We start from the raw sequence: 21059 nt of genomic DNA, 5'->3' as shown, positions 1-21059 counted from the left end.
CGTTGTTTGATGCCACGCATTCGCGAGCAAGCCCGCTCCCACAGGGAATTGCGGATAGATGTCTTGCTAACTGAATTTTCCGGCGCCGCAACTTCTGGTTACAGGTTGGTGATAACCTCGCCTTTCCCCTTGCTCACGATTTGCCTCAGATGCCCAGCCAAGCGCCCCTGCTGTTACGTCATCACCGCCCTTTCATCGCGTTCTGGCTGGCTCGGGTGTTCACCGCCAGCGGCTTTCAAATGCTCACCGTGGCCATTGGCTGGAACCTCTATCAACTGACCGGCAACGTGCTGGACCTGGGCCTGGTCGGTCTGGTGGAATTTGCCCCGCGAGTGCTGTTCATGCTGCACACCGGGCATGTCGCGGACCGCTATGATCGACGCAAGGTCGCGGCCATCTGTCAGTCGGTGCAGGCATTGATTGCGCTGACCCTGGCGATTGGCGGCGCTACCGGCCACGTCACCCGGGAGATGATCTTCATCCTGGCGTTTCTGCTCGGCGCCGCCCGCTCCTTCGAAATGCCGACCACCCAGGCGCTGCTGCCGAGCATCGTGCCCCCGGCGCTGTTCCCCCGTGCCGTTGCCGCCGCGCAATCGGCGCAACAATCGGCCACCATCGTCGCCCCGGCCCTCGGCGGTTTGCTCTACGCCTTCGGCACCGTCTGGGTTTATGGGCCGACGGTGATCCTGTACGTGATCGCCTGCCTGCTGATGCTCAACCTGCCCGCCCGACAAACGCCGCTGAACAAAGGCAAGGCGACCCTGGATTCACTGTTGGCCGGGATTCGTTTCATTCGCAGCCGTCCGGATATTCTCGGAGCGATTTCCCTGGATCTGTTTGCCGTACTCCTCGGCGGCGCGACGGCGTTGCTGCCGGTATTCGCCAAGGACATTCTGCTGACCGGGCCGTGGGGCCTGGGCCTGCTGCGCTCGGCGCCGGCCGTCGGGGCGTTATTGATGTCGCTCTGGCTGGCGCGGTTTTCTGTGGATCGCAAGGTCGGTCGGGTGATGTTCACCGCCGTCGGCGTGTTCGGCGTGGCGACCATCGCGTTCGGCCTGTCGACCTCGTTCTGGTTCTCGTTGGCGGTGCTGGTGGTATTGGGCGCAGCGGACATGATCAGCATGGTGATCCGCGCGTCCTTCGTGCAACTGGAAACGCCGGATGAAATGCGCGGCCGCGTTAGCGCCGTCAACGGGCTGTTCATCGGCGCTTCGAACCAGTTGGGCGAGTTCGAGTCCGGCCTCACCGCCCACTGGTTCGGCACAGTGCCGGCGGTGGTCATGGGCGGCATCGGCACCCTGGTCGTGACCGGGGTCTGGATCAAGCTGTTCCCGACCCTGGCCAACCGCGACCGCATGCATGTGCCGGCGCAGGAAGCCAAGGTCTAGAGCAGCTTGTCGAGGGTGATGGGGAAATCCCTCACCCGTTTGCCGGTGGCGTGATAAATGGCGTTGGCGACGGCGGCCGCTACCCCGACAATGCCGATTTCGCCCACGCCCTTGGACCCGAGGGCGTTGACGATTTCATCGTGTTCATCGACGAAAAGCACCTCAATGTCGCCGATGTCGGCATTTACCGGAATGTGGTATTCGGCCAGGTTGTGGTTCATGTGACGTCCCAGCGCATGGTCGGTCTGCGTCTCTTCGTGCAAGGCCATGCCGATGCCCCACACCACGCCGCCGAGAATCTGGCTGCGGGCCATTTTTGGATTCACCACCCGGCCCGCCGCGATGGCGCTGACCACGCGATTGACCCTCACCGTCCCCAGGTCCTCATCCACCAGCACTTCGACGAACACCGCCGAATGTGTTGCAGTGGCATAGGCTTCGCGTTTTTTGTCCGGCTCGGCGTTCACCTGAACTTCAATGACCTCCTCGCCACTGCCGCGGACCAGATCGGCAAGGGACAGTCGCGCCTCGTCGAACAACAGATGGCCGTCTTCAAAAACCGCCTGCTCCGACGTCACGCCGCTGAACGCTGCCGAGGTTTGCCGCGCCACCGCCAGCAGTTTTTCCTGCAACGCTTCGCAGGCTTGCTGGACCGCGGTGCCCACTGACGACACAGTAAATGACCCACCCTGCAACGGCGCCGTGGGCAATGATGAATCGCCGAGGACAAAGGTGACGTCCTTCACGGAAACGCCTGACGCCTGTGCGGCAATTTGCGTCATCACCGTGTAGGTTCCGGTGCCGATGTCGGTGGTGGCGCTGCTGACCGTCAGTTTGCCGTGCTGGTCGAGCGACGCCTTGGCACTGGCTTTCTGCTGCATCGCCTCCCAGACGCCACCGGCCATGCCCCAGCCCACCAGTTGCTGGCTCCGGCGCATGCTGCGAGGCTCTGCACTGCGCTGATCCCAGCCGAAGCGCTTGGCGCCTTGGGCATAGCATTCGCGCAATTCTTTACTGGAGTAGGGCTTGTCTTCGTTCTGATTGCGCTCGGCATAATTGATCAGGCGCAATTGGACAGGATCGATCGCCAAAGCGCAGGCCAGCTCGTCCATCGCACATTCCAGCCCGATCAGCCCGAGCGCCGCGCCCGGCGCGCGCATGTCCAGTGGCGTGTACACGTCGAGCGGCACCAGTTTGTAGGTCAATTGCACGTGGTCACAGTGGTAAAGCATGCCGCTCCACTCCACCACGTGTTCCGTAAAATCCTCGAAGCGCGAAGTCTGGCCAATGGCGGTATGGGCCACCGCCAGCAAACGCCCGTTAGCCGCCGCGCCCAATTGCAGGCGCTGCAGCGTGCGCGGACGATAGCCGAAGGTGAACATCTGCTGACGGGTCAGGGTCACGCGCACTGAGCGCTTGAGGTGCAGCGCGGCCATCACCGCCAGTGGCAATTGATACTGCGGGCGCAGGCCGGAACCGAAGGCACCGCCGACATAAGCAGCGAAAATCCGCACCTGTTCTTTCTCCAGGCCAAAGACTTTCTGCACATAGGACTGACAGTTTTGCGGCCCCTGGGTCTTGTCGTGGATGTGCAGGCTGCCGTCGGCCTGATACAGCACGGTGCTGGCGTGAGGCTCCATCGGGTTGTGGTGTTCGATCGGGGTGCTGTAATTCAGGTCCAGGCTCAGGGCGGCACCGGCGAATTCGGCCTGAAAATTCCCGCGAGGCTTGGGCAATTCGGCGGGTGCCGGATGGGCTTCGCCTTGCAGCGTCAGCAGATCGGTCTGGTGCGATTCGGTTTCATATTCAATCGTGATCAGCGAGCCGGCATGGCGCGCCAGCTCCAGATTGTCGGCGACGACCAATGCCAGCGGTTGTCCGCTGTAGAGCACCCGATCGTTGTACAACGGACGGAACGGCGAGCCATCGGCCGAGTCCGCGTCTTCATAGCTTTTGTCGTAACTGGCGATGCGCGGACGATGGGTGTGATCGATCACCGCAACCACACCGGGCAACGCCAGGGCTTTCGATGCATCGATGTTGACCACCCGGCCGCACGCAATGGTGCTGGACACGACACTGCCGTGGAGCAAGCCTGCTTCGGCGAACTCCCCGGCATAACGGGCCTGGCCGGTCACTTTGAGGTGGCCGTCGACCCGGTCCAGCGGCTGGCCCATCGGTTTGGTGAAGGTGTTCATCAGGCATGCCCTCCCTGCGTGGCGTTGCTCAGGGCGCGGATAATGGCGCGACGCGCGAGTGTTACTTTGAAAGCGTTGTGTTCGAGGGGTTCGGCGTTTTGCAGCAAGGCATCGGCGGCGGCACTGAAGGTTTCGCGACTCGCCGCTTTGCCCACCAACGCGCTTTCCACTGTGCCATCGCGCCACGGTTTGTGGGCTACGCCACCCAGCACAAGCCGCGCCTGACGAATGATCGAACCCGTGATGTCGAGCGCCGCCGCTACCGAGACCAAGGCAAACGCGTAAGACGCACGATCACGGATTTTCAGGTAATGACTGTGTTCGGCGAAACCGGCTGCAGGTAATTCGATGGCGAGAATCAACTCATCCTCAGCCAGTTGGTTGTCGCGCTCCGGCGCGTCCCCTGGCAAGCGATGGAAATCGGCGAATTCGATGGTCCTCGCGCCATTGCGCCCCTGCACATGGACCACGGCCTCCAGCGCGGCCAATGCGACACACATGTCCGAAGGGTGCGTGGCCACGCACTGGGCACTGGCACCAAGGATCGCGTGGATGCGATTCAGCCCCGTCCGCGCCGGACAGCCACTGCCCGGCTCGCGCTTGTTGCACGGCACGCTGGCGTCATAAAAGTAATAGCAACGCGTACGTTGCAGCAGGTTACCGCCGGTGCTGGCCATGTTACGCAATTGCGGCGATGCACCGGCCAATATCGCCTGGGACAACAGCGGATAGCGCTGCTCGATCAATGGGTGCCACGCCAGGTCGGCATTGCTGACCAGCGCACCGATCATCACCCCGCCGCTGGCTGTTTCACGCACGTCATGCAGCGGCAACCCCGTGATGTCGATCAGATGCTCGGGACGCGTGAGGTTTTCCTTCATCAAATCCAGCAGGTTGGTACCGCCGGCGATGAAGCGCGAGGCCGGACCGGCGAGATGCACTGCATCCTGTACCGAGGCAGGCTTGCTGTAATGGAAAGGATTCATTGGCCATCTCCCTGCGCATTGCGTGGATGGCAGGCTGGCAGCGCTTCCTCGATAGCATCGCGGATGTTGCTGTAGGCGCCGCAGCGACAGAGATTGCCGCTCATCAACTCCTGAATATCTGCGGTGGTTTGCGCGCGGCCTTCATTGACCAACCCCACCGCCGAGCAAATCTGCCCCGGCGTGCAATAGCCACATTGGAAAGCGTCGTGCTTGATGAACGCTTGCTGCATCGGGTGCAGCTCATCGCCGCTGGCCAAGCCTTCGATGGTGGTCAGCTCGGCACCCTCGCACATTACCGCCAGGGTCAGGCAGGCGTTCACGCGCTTGCCATCGCGCAACACCGTGCAGGCGCCGCATTGACCGTGATCACAGCCTTTTTTCGTACCGATCAGGTCCAACTGCTCACGCAGTACATCCAGCAAGGTGGTCCAGGGCAATATCTCAAGTCGATACGGCTGGCCATTGATCTTCATCGCCAACGAATGACGGGCAAACGACGGCGGCGCCGCGTCGGGAAGGGTCGCGTTCATATACACCTCACGGTTGGTCGTACGTTCGCGGCGTTTTGGCAAACCGCCGTCATAAGGGGTACGACTTCCGGTGTGTGTGGGTGTTCAAGAGAATTGATGGGAGGGACCCGGCAAATGGCGGCGAGCATGAATTTGCCGACCAAGTGCAATACATCGTTAGTGCACCCGTGATGTATCTCCTCACACTTGCCCCATGACCAAATCCTTTCAACCCAAAAGGCCTTTGCGTCTTCTGCAACCGGTCATCAACCCCTTGCGGATCACGCCTGACCGGTTTTACACCACCAACTCCCCCGCCACCATCGCCCGCGCGGGCTTGCCGCAGAGTTGCTCCACCAGCGCCAGGGCAAATTCCAGCGCGCCCCCGGAACCCTGGGCGGTGATGCAGTTGCCATCGACCACTACCGGTTGATCGACGAAGTTGCAGCCCGACAGTTGATGGCTGACGGCAGGCAGGCAGGTCATGCGCCGTTGCCGCAGGACACCAAAGGCCTGCAAGGCCAATGCCGGGGCTTCGGCGATCCCGGCGAACAGGCGACCGGCTGCCGCCTGATCCTTGATCAATTGCTGCAACGGTTGATGGGCTGCCAGGTGTTGCGCGCCAACGGCACCACCGGGCAAGGCGATCAGATCGAAGGGCTGGGCCAGCAAATCCACGAGCATCGCGTCGGCCGTCAATCGGGTGCCGCGAGCGCAGGTGAGCATGCGTCGCCCCTCGATGCTGGCCACCACCACTTCCACCTTGGCGCGCCGCAGCACATCGATCAAGGTCACGGTTTGCAGGTCATCGATGCCCTCGGCAAGGGTAATCAGAGCTCTAAAGGTCATGGGAACCATCCACAGAATGATCTTTAAAGCGTAGTCAGCTTTCCTGACCCTGGTTCGAACGGGCCGTTACTTGATGTAAAGCTGCGTCGACAGGGTGTTGCCCGGCGCGTTGATGGAGGTGTTGCTGAAGGTGAACGTGCCTTCCTGCTTGCCGGCCAGATCGAAAACGTACAGGTAGCCCACGGTCTTCCTGCCAACAGTGCATTCAGTCAGGTTGCCGTTGTCGAAGGCACAGACCGGGGTGCGGGTGCCATTGACCTCAAAACCGTCGAGCCCGACATGGGCGCCGCGGCCATAGCCGACTTCCAGTACGTAGATCTTGATGTTCGGCCCGCTGTGATCGCAGCGGGTTTTTTCCTGCCCCTCGCCAATGTCTTCAAAACCACAGGCGGGCGATTCGACCTTGAGCACCTTGACCTGGCTCAGCGGTGCCGCCGAGGCTGCCAAAGCCGTTGGCGCCCCCAACGACAGGGCGAGCATGGCTCCAAAAAGGTTAACCGAACGCTTTTTCATGCAATCCCCAAGTTCCCCAAAACCAGCGCGCAGTATGGCGCAGTTGGCTTTCACGCAAAACATCGGCGACGATCGCAGCCATAAGCAGCCACAGCCCCACGCTGCTGGTATGATGCGCGGCTTTTTCCGACCCACAGAAAATTACCAGGCGCCTGCAGCGGTCTGTGCTTTGCTGTTGAGGTCGATACATTCACGGCGCCGGGCGCGCCACGGGGAGCAGACATGCTGGAAAGGCTGTTTCAACTCAAGGCACATAACACCAACGTGCGGACCGAGATTCTGGCGGGCGTCACGACTTTCCTGGCCATGGCCTACATTCTGTTCGTCAACCCGAGCATCCTCGGCGAGACCGGCATGGACAAGGGCGCGGTGTTCGTCGCGACGTGCCTGGCCGCCGCCATCGGCTCCACGGTGATGGGCCTGATCGCCAACTACCCGATCGCGCTCGCACCGGGCATGGGCCTGAACGCGTTCTTCACCTACACCGTGGTCCTGCACATGGGCCATACCTGGCAAGTGGCGCTCGGTGCGGTGTTCATTTCGGCGGTGCTGTTCTTCCTGCTGTCGATCTTCCGCATCCGCGAATGGATCATCAACAGCATCCCGCTGCCGCTGCGTTCGGCGATTGCCGCCGGTATCGGCCTGTTCCTGGCGCTGATCGCCCTGCACAACGCCGGCATCGTGGTCAGCAACCCGGCGACCATGGTCGGCCTCGGTGACCTGAAACAACCGGCGCCGATCCTCGCGACCCTCGGCTTCGCCTTGATCGTCGCCCTGGAAGCGCTCGCCGTGCGCGGTGCGGTGCTGATCGGCATTCTGGTCGTGACCATCGCGTCCATTGCCCTGGGCTTCACCCCGTTCGGCGGCGTGATGTCGATGCCGCCATCCCTGGCGCCGACCTTCCTGCAACTGGACATCAAGGGCGCACTGGACATCGGTCTGGTCAGCGTGATCTTCGCGTTCCTGTTCGTTGACCTGTTCGACAACTCCGGCACGCTGATCGGCGTCGCCAAACGCGCCGGCCTGATGGGCAAGGACGGCCACATGCCGAAAATGGGCCGCGCGCTGATCGCAGACAGTACGGCGGCCATGGCCGGCTCGCTGCTGGGCACGTCGACCACCACCAGCTACATCGAATCCGCAGCCGGCGTCAGCGCAGGTGGCCGCACCGGTTTGACAGCGATCGTGGTGGCTATCCTGTTCCTGCTGGCGCTGTTCTTCTCGCCACTGGCGGCCAGCGTTCCAGCGTTCGCCACGGCACCGGCGCTGCTGTTCGTCGCCGTCCTGATGACTTCCGGCCTGGCCGAAATAGACTGGGACGACATTACCGTTGCCGCACCGGTCGTGGTCACTGCGCTGGCCATGCCGTTCACGTATTCCATCGCCAACGGCATCGCCTTCGGTTTCATTTCCTGGACCGCAATCAAGCTGCTGTCCGGACGTGGCCGTGAACTGAACGCGGCGCTGGTGATTCTGTCGATTCTGTTCGTGATCAAGTTGGGTTGGTTCAACGCATGACTTTTGATTCCCAGGCTTACACCGTTCAGCTCGAAGAAAAGGTCGCGCGCCTGCGTGACCTGCTGGCGCCGTTTGATGCACCGGCACCCGTCGTATTCGATTCGCCGCTGCAGCACTTTCGCCTGCGCGCCGAATTTCGCCTGTGGCGCGAAGCCGGCGAGCGTCACTACGCAATGTTTTCCCAGGATGACAAACGCACGCCGATCCTGATCGACAAGTTCCCGATCGCCAGCCTGCGCATCAACCAATTGATGCCGCAGCTCAAGGCCGCCTGGCAAGCCAGCGCAGCGCTGAGTCACAAGCTGTTTCAGGTGGAGTTTCTGACCACCCTGGCCGGCGACGCGATGATCACCCTGTGCTATCACCGCCCGCTGGATGAACACTGGCACGCCGCTGCGTCGAAGCTGGCGGCGGACCTGAACGTCAGCGTGATTGGCCGTTCCAAGGGCAAGCGCGAAGTGATCGGTCACGATTACGTGATCGAAAAACTCGACGTCGGTGGCCGCACCTTCAGCTATCGCCAGCCGGAAGGCGCGTTCACCCAGCCCAATGGCACCGTGAACCAGAAAATGCTCAACTGGGCCTACGAAGCACTGGGCGACCGCCCCGACGATTTGCTGGAGCTGTATTGCGGCAACGGCAACTTCACCCTGCCCCTCGCGACCCGCGTGCGCAAAGTGCTGGCCACCGAGATCAGCAAGACGTCGGTCAACGCAGCACTGAGCAACCTCAGCGAAAACGCAGTGGATAACGTCACGCTGGTGCGCCTGTCCGCCGAAGAACTGACCGAAGCCCTGAACGAAGTGCGTCCGTTCCGTCGGCTGCACGGCATCGACCTCAAAAGCTACGAATTCGGTAGCGTCTTCGTCGACCCGCCGCGCGCCGGCATGGACCCGGACACCTGCGAGCTGACCCGGCGCTTCGACAACATCCTGTACATTTCCTGCAACCCGGAAACCCTGGCGGCCAACATCGCCCAGTTGCGCGACACCCACCGCATCACTCGGTGTGCGCTGTTCGACCAGTTCCCGTGGACCCACCACATGGAATCCGGGGTGCTGTTGACCCGGCGTTGATTGCAGCCGACCGATACAGATCAGCCGTCACTACGACGGCTTTTTTGTGCGCGCTCACTCGATGACATCGGCCTTGCGCGGATGCACGCCCTTACGGCCATTCGCCCGCGCCGCCTCAGCCTTGGCGGCGCTGCTCTGGCGACCGTTGCGCGATGCAATGACCGAGGCGGCCATGTTCATCAGCGGCTTGCTCGCCGAGATCATCCCGGCGATGGACACGTGCAGGTCCTTTGCCTCATGACAGAGGGCGGTCCCGGAAAAGCCGACGGTCAGCTCAGCGAAATCCTCGACCTCGAAATCATCGAATTCCGAATAGTGCTGCACGGGCAACAGCACGCCACTGCCATCGATGAAACTGACCGCCAGACAGGGCGCGAAGAAGGCCACCGAGGTCGCCTGCAAGTCGCTCTTTTGGCGCACTCGTCCGCGCCTGATGGCTTCATCGAGCAACGCGTCCGTCACAGGCCGATCGGCCAGGGTCCTGGCCTCCACTGTTTTCATAGCTTGATCTCCACACCCTCCGGGGCACTCATCAGCCCCAAAAGGGTTCTGTTCGTCTCCGGCTCATAGCAAGCCGAGCCAATCAGATGAGTCGTACTGGCGATGTTTTTTTTCACCACCACTTCCCCGCTCCGCCAGTCCCACAGCTGATGGTCCAGGCAGACCGTGTGCAGTTTTTCCCACCAAACCGTTCGCGCGCGGCGCAAGTGGGCGGGTTGCCTGAGCGTGTCACGCAGCCCTTCGAGCACGGCCACGGGCGGCCGGTTCGTATGGGGAACCACGTCCCACAACTCGACCCCGTTGTGCCAGAAACTGAATTTGAAGCGGGCACTCCAGCTTCCAGTATCGACATGGGCGTGCGGCGGACAGTGTTCATCGCGCGCTTTTATCACCATGGAAACCCCTTTGTAGCTAAGCAATTTCATACCAACCCATCCGTCAGGTTATTGAGCACGACAACGCGTATTTCTTGAGCAATCCGATAATTGGATCCAGCCTGCTTCAGAGGCTAGCTTTCGAAATCGCCGTGGGCGCTCCGATTCGGGGCAAAAATGGTAAGCAATCCTTTCCGCAATTTGATAAACACGGCGTCAGGCCCCTCATTTGATCCCCGGTGTAATCAATCATGCAGCGAACGTTCGACGATCTTCAGCTCGGCAGCATCGAGCTGTTTTGCCTGGCCGCCGAAGCCGGCAGCTTCACCGCCGCCGCACTGGTGGCGGGCGTAACGCCGGCGGCGGTGAGCCGTTCGGTGTCGCGCATGGAGGAACGCCTGGGGGTACGGCTGTTCGCGCGCACCACCCGCAGTGTCAAACTGACCGACAGCGGCCGGCGCTATTACGAAGAATGCCGTCAGGCCCTTGCACAGTTGGTCGAGGCGCAACGGGAAGTAATGGGGCAACAGCAGGAGCCGTCCGGCACCTTGCGCATCAGCATTCCCACAACGTATGCCCATCACCGGATCCTGCCGCTGCTGCCGGCCTTCCGGGAGCGTTTCCCGCTGGTGAAAGTCGAGTCGCACATCAGCAACCGCAACATCGATTTCGTCGGTGAAGGCTATGACCTGGCCATTCGCGTGCGGGCGATTCCGGACTCCGGGCTGATCGCTCGGCATCTCGAGGACGCCGCGTTGGTGATGATCGCCAGCCCCGACTACCTGAAACGCGCCGGTACGCCGCAAACCCTGGACGACCTCGAACGTCACGACTGCATCCAGTACGACTTGCCCAGCAGTGGCCGGCGGATTGCCTGGTTGTTCAACGACAGCGGCGAGCAGCGGGAGATTCTCGCCGAGGGCAATTACAGGTGTTCCGACGACGTTCTTGGCGGCGTGACCCTGGCCAAACACAGCGCCGGACTGTTCCAGACCTATCGTTTTATCGTCGAAAAAGAATTGGCTGAGGGCTCGCTGGTGGAAGTCCTCAAACCCTACGGCGGACGTTCGCGGCCCTTCACCGTGCTCTACCCGCAAAGTCGGCACGTGCCATTGCGGCTGCGGGCGTTCATTGACTTTCTGCTGGAGAAATTACCGCACTGAACAGTTGATTCGTCCGATCACCGCACAGAAACGTCTGCTTCACGGCCTGGTCAATTGATTAAAGTAACCATCTAGTACAATTTATCTCCACAGGCTGAGCCTACAGCCCATTCCAAGAATAATAAGTGGAGAAAACCGATGAACCCTATCGTTCTGGTGCTCAACGGCCCGAACCTGAACCTGCTCGGCACCCGTGAACCGGCGACGTACGGCCACGAAACCCTGGCAGACATCTCTGCGTTGTGTGGACGCTCCGCCGAAGAATTCGGCCTGGCGGTGGAATTTCGCCAAACCAACCATGAAGGCGAATTGCTCGACTGGATTCATGCCGCCCGCGGCCGCTGTGCCGGGGTCCTCATCAATCCCGCCGCCTGGACCCACACGTCAGTCGCCATCCGTGATGCACTGGTCGCCAGTGAATTACCGGTCATCGAAGTCCACCTGTCCAACGTCCACGCCCGCGAACCCTTCCGTCAGCATTCCTTCGTTTCAGCCATCGCCACGGCGGTGATGGCCGGTTTCGGCAGCCACGGCTATCGCATGGCGCTGGAACATTTCAGCCTGCGTTTGAAGGGGTAAATGTCGTGACCCAGAACTCCACCGTACTGGCCGGGCTGATCGGCGCCGGCATCCAGGCATCGCGCACGCCCGCCTTGCACGAACACGAAGGCGATGCCCAGGGTCTGCGTTACCTCTACCGCCTGATCGACCTCGATCAGTTGAAACTCGACAGCAACGCCCTGCCCGACCTGCTGATGGCCGCCGAACAGATGAATTTCACAGGCCTCAACATCACCTTCCCGTGCAAGCAGGCGATCATCCCGTTGCTCGACGAGTTGTCGTCGGAAGCCCATGGAATCGGAGCGGTGAACACGGTGGTGCTGAAAGACGGTAAACGCATCGGCCACAACACCGATTGCCTGGGTTTTGCCGAAGGTTTCCGCCGCGGCTTGCAGGGCGTTTCAGTTGAGCGTGTCGTCCAGATGGGCGCCGGGGGTGCAGGCGCGGCGGTCGCCCACGCGTTGTTGAGCGAAGGCGTACAGCAGCTGAGCATTTTCGATGTGGAAACCAGCCGAGCGCAGAGCCTGGCGAACAACCTCAGTCAGCACTTTGGCGCAGGACGCGCGGTGGCAGGGCATGATCTGCCGCACACACTGGCTCAGGCCGACGGTCTGGTGAACACCACGCCCATGGGCATGAAAAAGCTACCGGGGATGCCGGTGCCGGCAGCGCTGCTGCGCGCGCAATTGTGGGTCGCGGAGATCGTTTATTTCCCGCTGGAAACCGAACTGCTGCGCACTGCCCGCGCGATGGGTTGCCGCACCCTGGATGGCGGCACGATGGCGGTGTTTCAGGCGGTGAAGGCGTTTGAATTGTTCAGTGGCGTAGTGCCGGATGCGCAGCGGATGCTGGCGCATTTCCAGGGCATGAATGGCCTGGATTGAAATGAACCCCGGCCTGCAAAAAAACCTCAGGCCTGCAGGTAGCGCAGAACCGACTCGCAAATCATTTCCCGATGACGCTGCTTGATGCTTTCGTCCGGCAGATCGATCTGGAAAATCTCACCAAACGTATGGCGGTTCGACACGCGATAGAAGCAGAACGAACTGATCAACAAATGCACATCCAGCGGATCCAGCCCTGAGCGGAACACGCCCTCTTCGGCACCGCGACGCAGGATCACACCCAGTGAGTCGAGAATGGTGTTGTTCATCGCCTTGATTGCATCGGAACGCTTCACGTACTCGGCGTTGTGGATGTTCTCGATGCTGACGATCCGCACGAAATCGACGTTGCGGTCATGGTGATCGAAGGTAAATTCCACCAGTCGCCGAATAGCATCCACCGGCGCCAGCTCGGCCAGGTGCAGGCGGTTTTCGGTGTGGCGAATGTCGCCGTAGAGTTTCTCCAGCACCTCGACGTACAACTGCTCCTTACTGCCGAAGTAGTAATAGATCATGCGTTTGGAGGTGTGGATACGCTCGGCGATCGCATCGACGCGAGCACCGGAAAGCCCCTGCTGGACGAACTCGACGATCGCTTCTTGAAGAATGTTCTCGCGGGTCTTTTCCGGGTTGTTCTTGCGGCTCTTGCGCGGCTCGGCCAAGGGTTCGTCGGGCGCTGCGGAGAGTTCTGAAATTATTGTCATTGCGGGCTCACGGCCATCACTGAACAGGCTGGCGATTATGAGCCGCACTGCACAGTGAAGGAAGCCACGCAGTGCGGGTTTAACCGAGCGCTTACCAAATTCCTACAACTTCGCCTGACGAATCGCACCACTGCGGGACTTGGCCATGGCCGCCAGTCGCACAGCGACGTTGGCCGCGCCGTAACCGGCATAGCCATTTTTGCGCTGGATGATCTCAAAGAAAAACCGACCTTCGAACGGTTCGGTGTACACGTGAAACAGCTCGCCACCCTGGGGATCACGGTCGTACAGCACGTTGAAATAGGCCAGCTCGCTGAGAAACTCATCGTCGAAATCGAAGCGTGCGGCCAGGTCATCGTAGTAATTGAGCGGAATATCCAGTAGCGGTACGCCCGCCTCCTTGGCGCGACTGACTTCGGCAAAGATGTCGTCGCAGTCAAACGCGATGTGATGCACACCAGAGCCGCGATAACTCGACAGCGCGTGTGAGATGGCGGTGTTGCGGTTCTCGGAAATGTTCAGCGGCAAACGGATCGAACTGTCGCGGCTGCGCAGCGCCCGGCTCTTCACCAGCCCGTAAGGGTCCGGCAACACCACTTCATCGTCCGCTTCGAAATCCAGCAGGCTTTTGTAGAACAGCACCCAACTGTCGAGGCTGTCGGCGGGCAACGCCATCGCCATGTGGTCGATGCGCTTGAGGCCGCCGCTGGCCACGGCGGCTGGTTGGAGGTTGAAGTCGATGCCGTAGACGTCGGCTTCCTGGTCCACCAGGTAAATCAGGCTGCCATCCGGCGCGCGCACCGCGGCCAGCTCCAGTTCGTTGGGGCCGACCAGTCCACGATATGGCTGACCTTTGTAGGCCACGGCCCGGGCCAGCGCGCTGCGGCTGTCCTTGACCCGCACCGCGGTGGCGCACAGCGACGGGCCGTGGGCTTCGAAGAAACTGTGGGCGAACGAGTAAGGCTCTGAGTTGAGGATCAGGTTGATATCGCCCTGACGCATCAGGCTGACGTTTTTCGAGCGGTGTTGCCCGGCCTTGACGAAGCCCAGCCGCTCCAGCCAATGGGCCAGCCTGGCGCCGAGGCTTTCATCCACGGCGAACTCGAGGAACTCGATGCCGTTGTATTCGCTGGCCTTGGGGGTCTCGAACAGGATGTCGGTGTTCGCCACCTCTTGGGCTTCCTGCGCGAGCCGTTCGCGGGTTTTCTCCTCCAGGTACAGCAACGAACGCAGACCGTCGGCGGCATTGGCCCGTGGCGGCGCGGCGCGGAAGCCGTCGTTGAAGATCTCCAGCGACAGTGGACCGGTGTAGCCGTTCTTGATGATCGGCGCGAGAAACCCCGGCAAATCGAATTCGCCCTGGCCGGGGAAACAGCGGAAATGCCGACTCCATTCCAGCACGTCCATGGCCAGGACCGGTGCGTCAGCCATTTGTACGAAGAATATTTTGTCGCCGGGAATCTCGGCGATGGCACTGGGGTCGCCCTTGAGCGACAGCGTGTGGAAACTGTCCAGCAAGACGCCGAGGCTCGGGTGATCAGCCTGCCGCACGATGTTCCACACCTGTTGATACGTATTCACGTGCCGGCCCCAGGCCAACGCTTCGTAACCGATTCGCAGGCCGCGCGCACCGGCGTGTTCGGCCAGCAGGCGCAAGTCATCGACGAGGATTTGCTCATCGCCCACAGCGTCGGCGGAGGTGTTGCTGCAGACCAGCACAAGGTCGGTGCCGAGTTCCTGCATCAGGTCGAATTTACGCTCGGCCCGCTCCAGGTTACGGGGCAAGCGATCGCGGCGGCAACCTTCAAAATCCCGGAACGGTTGAAACAGCGTGATGGCGATCCCGAGATCGGCGCACATCTGTTTGATTTCCCGCGGGCTGCCGTCGTAGTAGAGCAGGTCGTTCTCGAAGATCTCCACCCCGTCGAAACCGGCGGCGGCGATGGCTTCGAGTTTTTCCGGCAGGGTACCGCTCAAGGAAATGGTGGCAATGGAACGCTGCATGGTTCGACTCCCGGTGGTGGAGGCTGTCTTGTTTTGGGCTACGCGCGCTTTCTACAGGAGCGGCTTGCTGGCGATGGCGCCTGTGAGATCGCCATCGCCGGCAAGCCGGCTCCTACAGGCACCGCGTCTTTCTTGAAATGGATTATTGGCCGGGCGCATCGGCACAGCAATTCAAAGTGTACTATCCGGTTAGTTTTGCGTGCGATTATCGAACACAATGGCCTTTGGCGAATTGACGATTTTTTGTCCACTGCGCAACATCGACTGCACATTGAGCCCGGTCGTGAACCGCCGGGTTCGGGTAACCACGCAGCAGCACACCCTATAAAAACAATCGGTGGCCTACATGACTCCTTCTCAAAGTTCTCCCATGGAGCGTCCCTCCATGACCTCTGCCAACAGCGGCATCGGCGACAAGATCCGCGGCGCCCTGGCTGTCGGCAAGACCCGTTGGGGCATGCTGGCGCTGGTATTTTTTGCCACCACCCTGAACTACATCGACCGCGCCGCACTGGGCGTCATGCAGCCGATCCTGGCCAAGGAAATGAGCTGGACGGCGATGGACTACGCCAACATCAACTTCTGGTTCCAGGTCGGTTACGCCATCGGTTTCGTCCTGCAAGGCCGCCTGATCGACCGCATTGGCGTGAAGCGCGTGTTCTTCTGCGCGGTGCTGCTCTGGAGCCTGGCGACCGGCGCCCATGGCCTCGCCACCTCGGCGGTCGGCTTCATGGTCTGCCGCTTGATACTCGGGCTGACCGAAGCCGCCAACTACCCGGCCTGCGTGAAAACCACGCGGCTGTGGTTCCCGGCCGGCGAGCGTGCCGTGGCCACCGGCATCTTCAACGCCGGCACCAACGTCGGTGCGATGTTCACGCCCATGTTGCTGCCACTGATCCTGCATGTATGGGGCTGGCAGGCTGCGTTCCTGTGCATGTCGGCACTGGGCGGGATCTGGTTGGTGTTGTGGGGTTTGAAGTATTTCAACCCGGAAGATCATCCGAGCGTCAAACAGTCGGAACTGGACTACATCCAGAACGAAGTCGAACCACAACAGACCCGCGTACCGTTCTCGAAAATCCTGCGCATGCGCGGCACCTGGGCCTTCGCCCTCGCCTACTCGATGACGGCGCCGGTGTTCTGGTTCTACCTGTACTGGCTGCCACCGTTCCTCAATCAGCAATACAACCTGGGGATCAACGTGACCCAGATGGGTATTCCGCTGATCATCATCTACCTCACGGCCGACTTCGGCAGCATCGGCGGCGGCATCCTGTCTTCATTCCTGATCGGACGCGGGATCAACCCGATCAAGGCGCGGCTGATGTCGATGTTCCTGTTCGCCTGCTGCATCGTCGGTGTGATCATGGCCGCGGGTTCGAGCAGCCTGTGGGTCGCGGTGTTTGCGATATCCCTGGCCATCGGCGCGCACCAGGCCTGGACCGCGAACATCTGGAGCCTGGTGATGGACTACACGCCGAAACACATGATGAGCACGGTGTTCGGTTTCGGCGGCATGTGTGCGGCGATCGGCGGGATGTTCATGACCCAGTTGGTCGGCCATATCCTCACCGTGACCCATAACAACTACACCGTGCTGTTCACCCTGATTCCGGCGATGTACTTCATCGCCCTGACCTGGATGTACTTCATGGCACCGCGCAAGATTCCGACCGTGTAAAAGTCCTACCCCACGGTGGGAGCGAGCAGGTTCGCGCCCACCGTGCCTTGCGCGGCTATTCACGGCTCTGCTGCCAAGCCGCCGCCAGCCCGCTGCAGCAAATCACCGCAATCCCGACCATCGTGGTCAGGGTCGGCGTATGGGAAAACAGCAACCACCCCAGCAACCCGGCAAACACGATCTGGCAATAACCAAACGGCGCCAGTAACGCAGGCGCGGCGTGACGGAAAGCCTGGGTCAGAAACAAGTGCGCCGTCATCCCGCAGGCGCCCAGCGCCACCATCATCATCCCGTGCCCAACGCTGGGCACTTGCCAGAAGAACGGCACCAACGCGCTCATCACCAAGGTGTTGCACAGGCCGGCAAAAAAATTGCTGGTGGTCGGGCTGTCGATCTCGCTGAGCTTGCGGGTGAGCAATTGATAGAAGCAGAAAAACAACGCCGAGCAGAGCGGCAGCAAGACGGCGGGCGTGAACAGATCGCCGCCGGGGTGGACGATGATCAGCACGCCGATGAATCCGCAAATCACCGCAATCCATTGGCCTCGGGTCACGCGTTCACCCAGCAGCGGCACCGACAGCGCGGTCACCAGCACCGGCGCGAGAAAGTTCACCGCCGTCGCTTCGGCCAGCGGGATGTACTGCAAGCCGGTGGTAAAAAACAGGCTGGTGCCCAGCAGGCATAACGCCCTCAGCAACTGCAGCAAAGGTCGTTTGGTGCGTAGGACGCGCAGCCCGGATTGCGGCAGAAAAATCCCGGCCATCAACAACGTGTGAACCAGATAACGCGCCCAGACCACCATGACAATCGGGTAGAAACCGGAGAGGTATTTCGAAAAGGCGTCATGGCTGGAGAAAAGGAAGGTGGCGACGACGATCAGCAAAATCCCTTTGAAGGGTTGGTTTACGCCGGAGAGCGGAGTGCTGACGGTCATGAGGTTCCCTTGTGCCTGGCGAATACCAATAATTTAGAACCTGGTTCCAGATTCTGACATAGCCGCAACGTAAAAGTGGGCGAATAACGCACAGTTTGCTGCACATACTTTAGGAGCGAGCTCGCTCGCGATGAACCACCAAGCGACACCTCTTCCCCTGACACTCCATCCCAATGAACGGTGAAGCATCTGCTTATTTGAACAGCTCGGAAGCCAGGCTGGCAGCCGATAACTCGTCGGTAAATTTCAGCAACATCGGGGCCAATTCGTGCAGTCGAGCCCCCGGCATTCGTGCGCTCGGCCCGGCAATGCTCAGCACACCCATCACCCGTCCATCGCCGGGATGTCGTACTACCGCGGCAATTGCAGAAGTGCCCACGGCCGAACTTTCCTCGACCCAGGCGTAACCCTGTTCCCGCGCCAGGCGCAGCCGTTCCAGCAGTTCGATGTTTGAGCGTGGTGCATTCGGCCCCAGATCTTTTGGCCGGTCGCCGCCCTGCCGCTCTACCAGCGATAACGCCTCGGCATCGCTCATGCAGGCCAGCCAGGCATGACCCGAGGCCGTGTAGAACAGCGGTGCGTCGCGGCCCATGTCCGGGTCATAACGCAACCCCGAACGCGCACCCTGAGATTTGGCGATCCAGACCTGCCGCTCACCTTCGATGACACCCAGACGCACCAGTTCACCTGTTGCGTCGGCCAGACGATCAAGCACCGGCTGCACAACATCCGCGCCGCTGCTCGCCAGATAGCGGAACCCCATCGCCACCAGTTTGGTGGACAGGTGGTAGCGCAGGTTTTCCGGGTTCTGCAGCACGTAACCCAGTCGAATCAGCTCGGCCAGCAAACGGTGAGTCGCACTTTTCGGGATGTCGAGTTGCTCGGCCAAGGTTTGCATTGGCAGGCCTCGAGGATCGCTGGTGAGGTGCTCAAGCACGCTGAAAACACGTTCGATCTGACTGCCGGCCATAGGAAGGGTCCATAAGAATTTTGCTGATTCTAGAATACAAAAGGCAATGCGCAAATCTGGAACTGTAGGAGGAGCCAGCATGCAGGTGATAGCGATTTTAAAAACGCTAGCGCCAGCAAGCCGGGCTCCTACAGCGATCAGACGTTCGTGACACGCGATAAAAACCCGGCGCCGGAGGGAATTAGGTGGGGTATCCACGTTCAATACAAGTCAGCGTTGCCCCGGCTGGCCGGGAAAAGCCGGACGATCGGACTGGCGCCGCTCCCACTCACCAGCAACACTCATCCAACGGACAATCAGAGGATTCCCACATGCTATGGAAAAAAGGCCGACGCAGCGACAACGTGGTCGACGCCCGTGGTGATGATGTCGGCGGTGGTGGCGGTGGGATGCGCTTTGGTGGCGGCAAGGGTCTGAGCCTGACCGCGATCATTCTGATTGTCGGGATCGGCTGGATGACCGGCCAGGACCCGCTGCAGATCCTCGGCCAATTGACCGGGCAGATGAGCGATCAATCGGCACCGGCCTCGACGCAACCCCGCAAGGCCCCGCCGGCCAATGATGAAAGCGCGGAATTCGTCCGCTCGATCCTCGGCGACACCGAAGACACCTGGGGCCAGATCTTCCAGCAGGCCGGTCGACAGTACAAAAACCCGACCCTGGTGCTGTTCAGCAACCGGGTGAACTCGGCATGCGGCCTCGCCACTTCGGCGACCGGTCCGTTCTATTGCCCAGCGGACCAGAAGGTCTACCTCGACATGTCGTTCTTCCAGGAAATGTCGCAACGCTTTTCCGCCGCGGGTGATTTCGCGCAAGCCTACGTAATCGCTCACGAAGTAGGACACCATGTTCAGACATTGCTCGGTGTCTCGGCGAAAATTCAGACAGCCCGCCAACAAGGTCGGCAAATGGAAGGCGACGGTGGTTTGCTGGTGCGTCAGGAACTGCAAGCGGATTGCCTGGCCGGTGTCTGGGCCAACAACGCGCAGAAACGCCTGAACTGGCTGGAACCGGGCGATATCGAAGAGGCCCTGAACGCTGCCAACGCCATCGGCGATGACCGTTTGCAGCAACAAGGTCAGGGCCGTGTGGTGCCGGACTCGTTTACCCATGGTACGTCGGCGCAAAGGGTGCGCTGGTTCAAAACCGGATTTGCGCAAGGCCAGGTGGGCCAGTGCGATACCTTTGCGGCGAAAAACCTGTAGATGAACAAGTGGCTGTTGGTTCTGTTGTTCACCTGTGCAAGCACCCAGGCCGCCGAGCATGGGGTCAAGGAGATCAGCCCCGGACGACTGTTGTTGAAAGAAGGCGAGATGGCGGTGGGCATCGGCCCGGCGCCGGCGAAAATCGAGCGGGTGCTGATCATCATCCATGGGCGCCTGCGCAACGCTGAAACCTACCGCAAGAGCGGCGAGCGCGCGGCGGAACAGGCCGGGCAAAGCACGAATACCCTGGTGATCGCCCCGCAGTTCCTCAATGAAACCGACATCGCCCTGCATCCCGTGGCGGATACCGTGCTGCGCTGGCAGGGCAATGACTGGATGGCCGGCGGTTTATCCACCGCGCCGTTTGCCCTGAGTTCCTACGCCGCGCTCGACCAGATCATCGCTCGGCTCGGCGATCGGCGACAGTTTCCGGACGTGAAGGAAGTGGTCATCGCCGGTCATTCTGGCGGTGCACAGGTGGTGCAGCGTTATGCGTTGCTGAATCACGATCAGCCCGAGCTCAAGGCGGCCGGGGTGCACGTGCGCTATGTCGTCGCCAACCCGTCTTCCTACGCGTATTTCGATGAGCGCAGGCCGCTGGCCTTCAGTCACGCCAAGTGTCCGGACTACAACCGCTGGAAATACGGTCTGACAGATTTGCCGGCGTATGCTGACGGACAAACGCCTGCGCAGCTGGAGGCGAATTATGTCCAGCGGGATATCGTTTATCTGTTGGGGCAGGAGGACATCGATCCGAATCATCCGGCGCTGGATAAAAGCTGCGAAGCCGAAGCTCAGGGCGCTTATCGATTGGCGCGCGGGCGGAGTTATTTCGAGTACCTGAAACGCCGCCATCCGCAGGGGTTGAGTCAACAGCTGGTTGAAGTGCCAGGGGTTGGGCATAACGGGGATGGGATGTTTACGTCGCCGGAGGGGCAGAAGGTGTTGTTTGGGCAGTGAGTTTTTTGTTGACTGGCAGGGCCTCATTCGCGAGCAAGCCCGATCCCACACTCGATCTGTATCGATCTGAAATTCCTTGTG

General features: G+C 60.9%; 20 protein-coding genes. 9 read left to right on the top strand and 11 right to left on the bottom strand.

The features are described from left to right. Nucleotides 1-149: 149 nt before the first annotated feature. Nucleotides 150-1388: an MFS transporter gene (locus NTD84_RS06695; protein ID WP_262164163.1), complete on the top strand. Its 1239-nt coding sequence runs from the start codon at nucleotides 150-152 to the stop codon at nucleotides 1386-1388. On the opposite strand, the gene NTD84_RS06690 is transcribed toward NTD84_RS06695, so the two are convergent. The 5 genes from NTD84_RS06690 to NTD84_RS06670 form a co-directional block, all read right to left on the bottom strand. Continuing rightward, nucleotides 1385-3586, bottom strand: a complete 2202-nt coding sequence (locus NTD84_RS06690; RefSeq protein WP_262164162.1) for a xanthine dehydrogenase family protein molybdopterin-binding subunit — start codon at nucleotides 3584-3586, stop codon at nucleotides 1385-1387. The genes NTD84_RS06695 and NTD84_RS06690 overlap by 4 nt on opposite strands. Further along, complete coding sequence (locus NTD84_RS06685) at nucleotides 3586-4572, bottom strand: FAD binding domain-containing protein (protein WP_262164161.1); 987 nt, start codon at nucleotides 4570-4572, stop codon at nucleotides 3586-3588. Before NTD84_RS06685 ends, NTD84_RS06690 begins: the two co-directional genes overlap by 1 nt. After that, the gene (locus NTD84_RS06680; RefSeq protein ID WP_262164160.1) at nucleotides 4569-5102 is read right to left on the bottom strand and encodes a (2Fe-2S)-binding protein; all 534 of its coding nucleotides are present in this window, start codon (nucleotides 5100-5102) and stop codon (nucleotides 4569-4571) included. The genes NTD84_RS06685 and NTD84_RS06680 overlap by 4 nt, the downstream gene beginning before the upstream one ends. A 276-nt stretch (nucleotides 5103-5378) precedes the next feature. After that, nucleotides 5379-5930 (bottom strand): DJ-1 family glyoxalase III, encoded by a 552-nt coding sequence (locus NTD84_RS06675; RefSeq protein WP_262164159.1) that lies wholly within the window; start codon nucleotides 5928-5930, stop codon nucleotides 5379-5381. A gap of 66 nt (nucleotides 5931-5996) precedes the next feature. Continuing rightward, a complete protein-coding gene (locus tag NTD84_RS06670; protein WP_262164158.1) occupies nucleotides 5997-6443 on the bottom strand; it encodes a YolA family protein in 447 nt (148 codons plus the stop codon). A 222-nt stretch (nucleotides 6444-6665) separates the two neighbouring features. On the opposite strand from NTD84_RS06670, the gene NTD84_RS06665 reads away from it, so the two are divergent. Beyond that, the gene (locus NTD84_RS06665; RefSeq protein ID WP_262164157.1) at nucleotides 6666-7961 is read left to right on the top strand and encodes an NCS2 family permease; all 1296 of its coding nucleotides are present in this window, start codon (nucleotides 6666-6668) and stop codon (nucleotides 7959-7961) included. Then, the gene (gene trmA / locus NTD84_RS06660; RefSeq protein ID WP_262164156.1) at nucleotides 7958-9037 is read left to right on the top strand and encodes a tRNA (uridine(54)-C5)-methyltransferase TrmA; all 1080 of its coding nucleotides are present in this window, start codon (nucleotides 7958-7960) and stop codon (nucleotides 9035-9037) included. The genes NTD84_RS06665 and trmA overlap by 4 nt, the downstream gene beginning before the upstream one ends. A gap of 54 nt (nucleotides 9038-9091) precedes the next feature. Here the strand turns inward: trmA and NTD84_RS06655 are convergent, their stop codons facing one another. After that, nucleotides 9092-9538 carry a DUF2442 domain-containing protein gene (locus NTD84_RS06655; RefSeq protein ID WP_262164155.1) on the bottom strand — a complete coding sequence of 149 codons (447 nt, stop codon included), beginning with the start codon at nucleotides 9536-9538 and terminating at the stop codon, nucleotides 9092-9094. Further along, the gene (locus tag NTD84_RS06650; RefSeq protein WP_262164154.1) at nucleotides 9535-9963 is read right to left on the bottom strand and encodes a DUF4160 domain-containing protein; all 429 of its coding nucleotides are present in this window, start codon (nucleotides 9961-9963) and stop codon (nucleotides 9535-9537) included. Before NTD84_RS06650 ends, NTD84_RS06655 begins: the two co-directional genes overlap by 4 nt. A gap of 200 nt (nucleotides 9964-10163) precedes the next feature. On the opposite strand from NTD84_RS06650, the gene NTD84_RS06645 reads away from it, so the two are divergent. From NTD84_RS06645 to NTD84_RS06635, 3 genes are all read left to right on the top strand, one after another. Beyond that, nucleotides 10164-11075 carry a LysR family transcriptional regulator gene (locus NTD84_RS06645; protein WP_262164153.1) on the top strand — a complete coding sequence of 304 codons (912 nt, stop codon included), beginning with the start codon at nucleotides 10164-10166 and terminating at the stop codon, nucleotides 11073-11075. Between the two features lie 138 nt (nucleotides 11076-11213). Next, complete coding sequence (aroQ, locus tag NTD84_RS06640; protein WP_262164152.1) at nucleotides 11214-11654, top strand: type II 3-dehydroquinate dehydratase; 441 nt, start codon at nucleotides 11214-11216, stop codon at nucleotides 11652-11654. 5 nt (nucleotides 11655-11659) lie between these two features. Further along, nucleotides 11660-12520: a shikimate dehydrogenase gene (locus NTD84_RS06635; RefSeq protein ID WP_262164151.1), complete on the top strand. Its 861-nt coding sequence runs from the start codon at nucleotides 11660-11662 to the stop codon at nucleotides 12518-12520. A gap of 26 nt (nucleotides 12521-12546) precedes the next feature. Here NTD84_RS06635 and NTD84_RS06630 read toward each other — a convergent pair whose 3' ends face one another. Further along, a complete protein-coding gene (locus NTD84_RS06630; protein WP_262164150.1) occupies nucleotides 12547-13224 on the bottom strand; it encodes a TetR/AcrR family transcriptional regulator in 678 nt (225 codons plus the stop codon). Between the two features lie 102 nt (nucleotides 13225-13326). Beyond that, nucleotides 13327-15228: a 3-dehydroshikimate dehydratase QuiC gene (gene quiC / locus NTD84_RS06625; RefSeq protein ID WP_262164149.1), complete on the bottom strand. Its 1902-nt coding sequence runs from the start codon at nucleotides 15226-15228 to the stop codon at nucleotides 13327-13329. Between the two features lie 370 nt (nucleotides 15229-15598). On the opposite strand from quiC, the gene NTD84_RS06620 reads away from it, so the two are divergent. After that, nucleotides 15599-16909 (top strand): MFS transporter, encoded by a 1311-nt coding sequence (locus NTD84_RS06620; RefSeq protein ID WP_262164148.1) that lies wholly within the window; start codon nucleotides 15599-15601, stop codon nucleotides 16907-16909. 55 nt (nucleotides 16910-16964) lie between these two features. Here the strand turns inward: NTD84_RS06620 and NTD84_RS06615 are convergent, their stop codons facing one another. After that, a complete protein-coding gene (locus tag NTD84_RS06615; protein ID WP_262164147.1) occupies nucleotides 16965-17843 on the bottom strand; it encodes a DMT family transporter in 879 nt (292 codons plus the stop codon). 193 nt (nucleotides 17844-18036) lie between these two features. Continuing rightward, nucleotides 18037-18813 (bottom strand): IclR family transcriptional regulator, encoded by a 777-nt coding sequence (locus NTD84_RS06610; RefSeq protein WP_262164146.1) that lies wholly within the window; start codon nucleotides 18811-18813, stop codon nucleotides 18037-18039. Between the two features lie 311 nt (nucleotides 18814-19124). Between NTD84_RS06610 and NTD84_RS06605 the strand changes: the two genes are divergently transcribed. Beyond that, nucleotides 19125-20018 (top strand): neutral zinc metallopeptidase, encoded by an 894-nt coding sequence (locus tag NTD84_RS06605; protein ID WP_262164145.1) that lies wholly within the window; start codon nucleotides 19125-19127, stop codon nucleotides 20016-20018. Continuing rightward, entirely contained in the window at nucleotides 20019-20978 is a 960-nt protein-coding gene (locus NTD84_RS06600; protein ID WP_262164144.1) for an alpha/beta hydrolase, read from the top strand. The last annotated feature ends 81 nt before the right edge of the window (nucleotides 20979-21059 follow it).

The sequence above is a fragment of the Pseudomonas sp. 14P_8.1_Bac3 genome (genome assembly GCF_025466085.1).
Lineage (GTDB): Bacteria > Pseudomonadota > Gammaproteobacteria > Pseudomonadales > Pseudomonadaceae > Aquipseudomonas.
This window is presented reverse-complemented; position numbering and strand designations above follow the sequence as displayed.